Here is a 7556-nt window from a genome sequence, read left to right as displayed (position 1 = left end):
AGCGGGTACTTCCTCGGTGCAGGCATCGTCTGGGCTCCTCTCGCAAAACCCATCTGACCCTCCGTCATCTGTTCCCGCATCTCGGGGGAACCTCAGCGGCTACGCTTCTCGGCTGCACCTCGTCGAACTGCCTGCCTGTGCCCTCTCCACCCCAACCAAGAACGGATGCCGCAGAAGCACGCCAATCGCAGCGCGCAACGACACCGACCGGCAGACCCTGACCGCGAACGCTGTGAGCCTGCCCACCTCCGGTATGACTGTCCTGGCCGCTGTGGCCGAGACCGGCAGCGAAATGGGCGACTACAAGGCAACATCCCTCGCCCCGTCAGCGACATGGAGCACCAACCTCAACACGGGTGACTTCACATGGTCGTACGACATGCCAGTGCCCGACGTACCGGGCGATCTCGTGCCGGAGGTGGGTTTGGACTACGCCTCGGGAACCATCGACGGCCGCACCAGCACCACCAACAACCAGGGCTCCTGGGCGGGCGACGGCTTCGACCTGTCCTCCGGCTTTATCGAGCGTCGCTACAGACCTTGCTGGGAAGAGGGTGAGAAGAACGCCGACGGCAGCAAGCCAGGTGACCTGTGCTGGTCGTACGACAACGCGTACCTCTCGTTCAGCGGCAAGGGTGGCGAACTCGTCCCCGCGGGTGGCGACGAGTTCAAGCTCAAGCAGGACGACGGAACCCGTATCACGCGTTTGACCGGTGCCGATCGCGGCAATGGCGACAACGACGGCGAATACTGGCGGGTGATCACCCCTGACGGCACTCGCTACTACTTCGGCTATCACCGTCTGCCCGGCTGGACCGACGGCAAGGCGACCACCGACTCCACCTGGACAGTACCGGTCTTCGGTAACAACACAGGCGAGCCCTGCCACGCATCAGACTTTGCCGGATCATGGTGCCAGCAGGCTTGGCGATGGAATCTTGACTATGTCGTGGACACCCACGGCAATGCAATGGGCTACCACTACGAGAAGGAAGCCAACTCTTACGGTCGCAACCTCAAGGCCGATGACGACACCCCTTACACCCGCGGCGGCTACCTACGACGCATCGACTATGGCCTGCGCTCGTCCCGCGTGTATGCGGACAAGCCTTTGGCCCAGGTTGTCTTCGACACCGACGAGCGGTGCCTGCCGCAATCCGGCGTCACCTGCGCTGCGGACACCATCGACGACAAGTCGGCCTACTGGTACGACACTCCCTGGGACTTGAACTGCAGGGCAGGCACCAAGTGCGACAACGGCCGCCTCGCACCATCGTTCTGGACCCGCGCGAGGCTGACCGCGGTCACCACCCAGCTCTTGGAGTCCGACGGTTCTTACGGCAAAGTCGACTCCTGGAAGCTTGCTCACCGCTGGGGCATGGCCGACACGGACTACCAGCTACTCCTCGACAGTGTGCAGCACACCGGCCACACCGCAACCACACCAATCACGCTGCCCCAGACCACGTTCGCCTACACTCAGCTGGCCAACCGGCTGGACGAGATCGGTGACGGTTACGCCCCATTCATCAAGGCGCGGCTGTCATCGGTCGCGGATGAATCGGGCGGCCAGATCGATGTCGTCTACTCCGCGCCGGCCTGTGACGCAGATGCTCTGCCCATCCCGGAGTCAAACACGACACGGTGCTTCCCGCAGTACATCGGCGGCGACAGCAACGACAGCCCGGACAGGGAGTGGTTCAACAAGTACGTCGTCACCTCCGTCACCGCGACCGACCGCACCGGTGGTGCCCCGGACCAGGTGACCACCTACGACTACCTCGACGGTGCCGCCTGGCACTTCGACGACGACGCCCTCACCAAGGAGAAGAACAAGACCTGGTCGCAGTGGCGCGGGTACGGCCACGTCCGGGTCAGGGAGGGCGGCCAGGGCGGGGCAGCCGCCATGAAGTCGCAGCAGGACCACTACTTCCTGCGGGGAATGGACGGCGACCGCAAGAGCCCCACGGGCGGCACGAAGTCCGTTACGGTCTCCCTCGGTACGGACGAAGGTGATCCGATCAGGGACCACGAGTCGGCCGCGGGATTCGCGTACCGGACCGTCGCCTTCGACCAGCCCGGCGGAAAGGCCCTGAGCAAGACCGTCAACCGGCCCTGGCACCACGAGACTGCCAAGAAGGTCCAGGACTGGGGCACGGTCACCGCCAACTTCACCGGCGTCTCCACCGTCCGCTCCTGGACCTCCCTGGACAACGGCGCGGGCGCCAAGTGGCGTACCACCCTCAGTACCACCACCTACGACACGGTCGCCGGGCGGGTGGTCCGGGAGGACGACCGCGGGGACACCTCGACGACGGCCGACGACCGGTGCACCCGCACCACGTACGCCACCAACACCGAGAAAAACATCCTTCGCCTGCCTTCACGTGTGGAAACCGTCGCCGCGGCGTGCGACGCCGCGGTCGACCGGGCCGAGGACGTCATCGACGACGTCCGTACCGCCTATGACGGTGGCGCCTACGGCGCGGCGCCGGTCAAGGGCGACGCCACGGCCACCGCACCGCTCAAGAGCCACGACGGAACCAAGGCCACCTACCTGGAGGCCGGCGCCACCTACGACGACTACGGACGCGAGCTGACGGTCACCGACCTGACGGCCGACGTCGAAGTGACCGGCGACGCGGCCCCGGTGCGCAGGGCCCGTACCGACGGCCGGACCACCACGACGGCCTACGTCCCGGCCACCGGCCTGCCCACCCGCACCAAGACCACTACACCACCGGCCGACCCGGGCGACCTCACGACCGCACAGACAATCATCAAGGACCTCGACCCGCTGCGCGGACTGCTCCTCAAGCAGACCGACACCAACGACAACGTCACCCACTACGAATACGACGCGCTCGGCCGCTCCACCAAGGTGTGGCTCGCTGATCGTCGCACGAGCAGCGTGCCGACGTACGAGTGGACCTACTCGGTCGCCGAAGGAAAGCCGGTCGCCGTCGGCACCAAGCTACTCAACAACGAGGGTGGCCAGATCACCTCGTACAAGATTTACGACGGCTTCCTGCGCGAGCGACAGTCCCAGGAGCCCGGCCCCGACGGTGGCCGGATCATCTCCGACATCTTTTACGACGAGCGAGGGCTGACTGCGAAGGCCTTCGCCCCCTACTACGCCACGGGCAAACCGATCACTGAACTGTTCCAGCCTGCCGACGCACTGGCCGTGGAGAGCCAGACCCATACGTTCTACGACGGCTTGGGCCGCCAGGTTGAAGAACGCCAAATCGCAGGCAACGGCGACGGCGGCGCCGTCCTGTCCACTAAGAAGGTGGTCTACGGCGGCGATCGCACCACCCTGATCCCACCGGTGGGCGACACCACAGTCACCACACTGGTCGACGCCCGCGGAAACATCACCGAACTGCGTCAGCACTACACACGTGACCCCAAGTCCGCCTATGACGTCACAACCTACGCCCACACCCCCTCGGGTGACCTTTTGAAGGTTACTGACCCGTCCGGCAACAGCTGGAGTTACGCCTACGACCAGCTCGGCCACCAGACGTCCTTCAGCGACCCGGACCGGGGCCGCACCGATACGAAGTACGACGACCACGGTCAGGTGATCTCCAGCACCGACCAGCGCGGCACCACCCTGTTCAACACCTACGATGGAATGGGTCGCAAGACCGAGCTGCGCGAGGGCTCCACCACCGGTGAACTGCGGGTCAAGTGGACGTACGACACCGTCTCCGGTGCCAAGGGCCAGCTCGCCGAGTCGATCCGCTACGTGAACGGCCAGGCGTACACCACTGAGGTGACCGCCTACGACAAGCTGTACCGGCCTATCAAGACGGCGACTGTGATCCCCGCCTCCGAGGGAGCCCTCGCGGGCACCTACCAGTCCGGCACCGCCTACAAGCCCTCCGGCAAGGTTGCTTCGCTCAGCTACTCTGCCGCCGGGACGCTGCCGGGTGGTTCGATCAACTACACCTACGAGGACCAGACGCTGCGGACGACCTCGGTCTTCGGCCAGGGCATGACCTCGACCGCCACCTACAGTCACACCGGGAAACCGCTTGTCTACACCTTCGGCCTGACTGGCGGAGGGAAGAAGACACAGGTCACCAACACTTACGAGTTCGGCACCCAGCGCCTGTCAACTACACGTGTCGACCGTGAGGAACAGTCAGGAGTCGACCAGAACGTCACTTTCCGCTACGACGAGGCGGGCAATGTCCTCTCCCTCACCGACGTGTCCCGCACCGGAACAGACAATCAGTGCTTCACCTACGACTACCTGCGCCGACTGACCGAGGCATGGACCCAGGGCGACCAGACCTGCGCGGAGTCTCCCTCCGCGGCACGGCTCGGCGGCCCTGCCCCGTACTGGCAGTCGTACACCTACGACCGGGCCGGCAACCGGCTGACCGACACCCGCCACGACACCGGGGGCGACACCGCCAAGGACATCAAGCGCACCTACGCGTACCCCACGCCTGGCGCACCCAAAGCCCACCAGTTGACCTCGCTCACCACTCAGGGGCCGGCCGGCACCAACCGCACCGACTACGCCTACGACCCGACCGGCAACACCACTGAACGGGGCGAACAGCGGCTGGAATGGGATGCCGAAGGGCACCTGGCCAAGGTCACCGAACCTGTCGACGGCAAGCCGGAGAAGGTCACCGAATACGTGTACGACGCCAACGGCAACCGGCTGATCGACCGTACGGGAGACCGGACCACCCTCCACCTCGGGCACACCGACGTTGCCCTAGACAAAGGCGCGACCAAGCCGAAGGCAACCCGCTACTTCGACCTCGGCAGCGGTCACCAGGCCGTCCGCGCCAACGACGGCAGCTTCTCCTTCACCCTCGCCGACCACCACGGCACCGGCCTGCTGGCCGTCGCGGCCACCGACTTGGCTCTTACTCAGCGCCGGGCCCTCCCCTTCGGCGGAACCCGTGGCACGGCTCCGGCCGCCTGGCCCGGAACCAAGGGCTTCATCGGCGGCATCGACGACAGCCAGGACACCGGCCTCACTCACCTCGGCGCACGCGAGTACGACCCTCAGACCGGCCGGTTCCTGTCTGTCGACCCGGTGATGGACCTCTCCGACCCGCAGCAGATCCATGGTTACACCTACGGCAACAACAACCCCCTGCTGAACTCGGACCCGGACGGGCAATTCTTCAACCCATTCCAGATCATCAAAGCACTCAAAGCGCTGAAGCTAATTCACAAGGTAGTCAGTAAGGCTCCGAACAAGAACCCAGGCTTCATGCAGCGCCGAGCGCAAGCTCCGTCGGTGAGCAATAATAAGTTGCAAGGAGCGCTTGGTCAGATTTACCCCAAGGCGAGGGCTAGGCAAGTCTTCGGCAACGGAAAGGCGTCGACGGCCATCATTCACGAGTTCAACACGGGGAAGTCGCTCCCCGGCCATAGCGAACTGCACGTACAGAAGGGCTGGTCGACGATGAAGGCCCTCTCCTCACTTCTAGACAACGACCGGAAGGCCAGAGAGACAGGAAAGAATGCCGGTAACATCCTGTCTGCGAGGGATTTGGCGGTCGCCAAGGCCGAGGCTCAGGAGTTGTGGAGTGCGCTCAACTCGCGCGATGTCACAGGTAACATCAAGAAGGAAATGAATGGAAACGACGAAATGAAAACTTCCATCAAGAAGAACTTCGACGCTGTGATGAAAACACCTGCCGTGAAGGACCTAACTGGTCAGCAGTTCAAGCCGGCGACCAAGATCAAGGGGCCTGAGCCCGTGGGTCAGCCCACTCGCCTGCGCGGCTTCTCCAGGACCCTCGGCGTCGCCGGCGGATTCATCGTGGCAGCAGAGGCCCCTTCCTACGTGAGGGAGCACGGCTGGGGCGCAGGCGCTGTGGAGCTGGGCAAAGACATCGTGGACCCCTTCGGGTTCCATGAGGCCTTGGAAGTCCCTGATGCGGGCGGTTCCGTCTGTCCTCCGGCCTGCGCTGCCTGACCCTGGGTGCAGGGCCCGCTGTGCACCGCGCACGGCGGGCTCCGCGCCAATGAGCACGATTACCGCATAGGAAACAGGAAAGTCATGAGTGACGTCCCCGACGAGAAGATCCCCCCTCTTCTGCTGCACCTCGTCCCTGAATCTGCGGAATACATCGCGGAGAAGTATCGGATGTCTGCGGAATCGGCCGTTCTCACTCGGGACGCCGTGGTGGACCTGTACGAAGTGCTCGCCGAGTGTTTCACGACACCTGTGCTGATGCCGCAGTTGGAGAGCCCCACTCCGGACCCGGAACTGCTTGGACGTTGCTGGGGATTTGTGGAGCGAATTGTAGATCATACTTCACGGCACGTCAGCGGCGCCGTGTACTTTGAGGTCCTTGAACAGCTCCTGAACGCGGACGGCCTAGTGGAGGCCGCCTGGCCGTACATGAAGGAGCGTTCCCGGGCGCGTACTGTGAAGATGCTGAACTTTTATGGCATCCTCTTGCCCGGCATCAACCGACGTTAGCGTTCACAGTGGGCGCGTCCCGTCAGCAGAAAGACTGGGTAACATGGACCGTTCTGGGACGCTCGGGTCGCGACTGTGCGGGCATGCCTGTAGACACGTCGTTTTGAGCCTCTATTGATCCGAAACGGTTTTGGTTCTGGGTCGTTGGTGGTGTGTAAGCGATCTGGTGGGAGGAGCGCGACATCTGTCGCCGTTGGCGCAGGAAGCCCTGCGGTTGCGGGCGGTGGCCGCGTTGGCGGCGGGGCAGGGAAGGGTGGGTGTTCCACCTGACGAACACTCCGCCCCTTGAATCCGCCATCGGATCGGCAAAGACCAGGGCGCCGCGCTCATCAGGTCGGATTTCGGAGTCTCCCCCATTTATGGTGGTGAATCCCGCCGTGTCCAGCGCCTCGGCCACCCTCTCGGCCAAGTCATGACGTTTGGCAATTTCCATGTCGTTTGCTTTCTCGGTACGAGGGCAACGACGGCACCCGACGCCTCCTCTCCTGCTGCGCACGGACAACTGGTCCGCTTGCTGACCCGAGGAAAGCTGCCCAGCGGGCCTCAATTCCACGGTTCTCGGTTGGGGTCTTCGCCCAGAACTTTCGCGGCGGCTACGCAGAGGTCTTCGCCGTAGAGTTGGTTGCTGCCCCAATCGGAGCCCCACAGTTCCGACGCGGCCTGGGCCACGGCGCGCCAGCTGAAGTCCTCATCGACTCGCCACGTGCGAATCTGAGCAGCTCTCTCCGGCGTGATCGTCGCCGGACCCACCGTCGTGCTGTCTGTCATCTCCATGACCCTAGCCACCTACTTCCGGAAAACCTTCACGAGCGAGCCAGCGACACTTGTGTCGGCGGCGGTTGAACCGTGACCCAGTCTGGGCGGTTGAGTTCTGACCCTCGCGTCGTCGGTGGTCTCTTGTTCAGTCGTTGTCGTTATCGGTGGCGGTGGGGACGCGGCCGAGGAGTTCGCGTCCTTTCATGCGGTAGGACTCGCCTTTGAGGGAGTGGACATCGGCGTGGTGGACGAGTCGGTCGATCATGGCGGCGGCGACGGTCTCGTCGCCGAAGGTCTCTCCCCAGCGTCCGAAGGGTTTGTTCGAGGTGAC

At 64.1% G+C, this 7556-nt stretch carries 4 protein-coding genes; 2 read left to right on the top strand and 2 right to left on the bottom strand.

What is annotated here, in order from left to right; translation table 11 throughout:
* Positions 1-16: 16 nt before the first annotated feature.
* Together ACIF9R_RS37780 and ACIF9R_RS37775 are read left to right on the top strand one after the other, a co-directional pair.
* Positions 17-5959, top strand: a complete 5943-nt coding sequence (locus ACIF9R_RS37780) for an RHS repeat-associated core domain-containing protein (RefSeq protein WP_399987582.1) — start codon at positions 17-19, stop codon at positions 5957-5959.
* Positions 5960-6043: 84 nt separating this feature from the next.
* The gene (locus ACIF9R_RS37775; protein ID WP_399987580.1) at positions 6044-6469 is read left to right on the top strand and encodes a hypothetical protein; all 426 of its coding nucleotides are present in this window, start codon (positions 6044-6046) and stop codon (positions 6467-6469) included.
* 543 nt (positions 6470-7012) lie between these two features.
* Here the strand turns inward: ACIF9R_RS37775 and ACIF9R_RS37770 are convergent.
* Together ACIF9R_RS37770 and ACIF9R_RS37765 are read right to left on the bottom strand one after the other, a co-directional pair.
* Positions 7013-7237, bottom strand: a complete 225-nt coding sequence (locus tag ACIF9R_RS37770; protein WP_399987579.1) for a hypothetical protein — start codon at positions 7235-7237, stop codon at positions 7013-7015.
* A gap of 133 nt (positions 7238-7370) precedes the next feature.
* Positions 7371-7556 (bottom strand): ATP-binding protein (locus ACIF9R_RS37765; RefSeq protein WP_399987577.1); only part of this gene is annotated, 186 nt, incomplete at its 5' end.

The organism is Streptomyces sp. NPDC086080 (assembly GCF_044540255.1).
In the GTDB taxonomy this organism is placed as follows: domain Bacteria; phylum Actinomycetota; class Actinomycetes; order Streptomycetales; family Streptomycetaceae; genus Streptomyces.
The sequence above is the reverse complement of the archived record's forward strand: the minus strand, read 5'-3'. Positions and strand labels throughout refer to the sequence as shown.

Excerpts from the sequence above, each read along its gene's own strand:
- ACIF9R_RS37775 (WP_399987580.1), top strand. The coding sequence starts at position 6,044 with ATGAGTGACGTCCCCGACGAGAAGATCCCCCCTCTTCTGCTGCACCTC.
- ACIF9R_RS37770 (WP_399987579.1), bottom strand. The coding sequence starts at position 7,237 with ATGACAGACAGCACGACGGTGGGTCCGGCGACGATCACGCCGGAGAGA.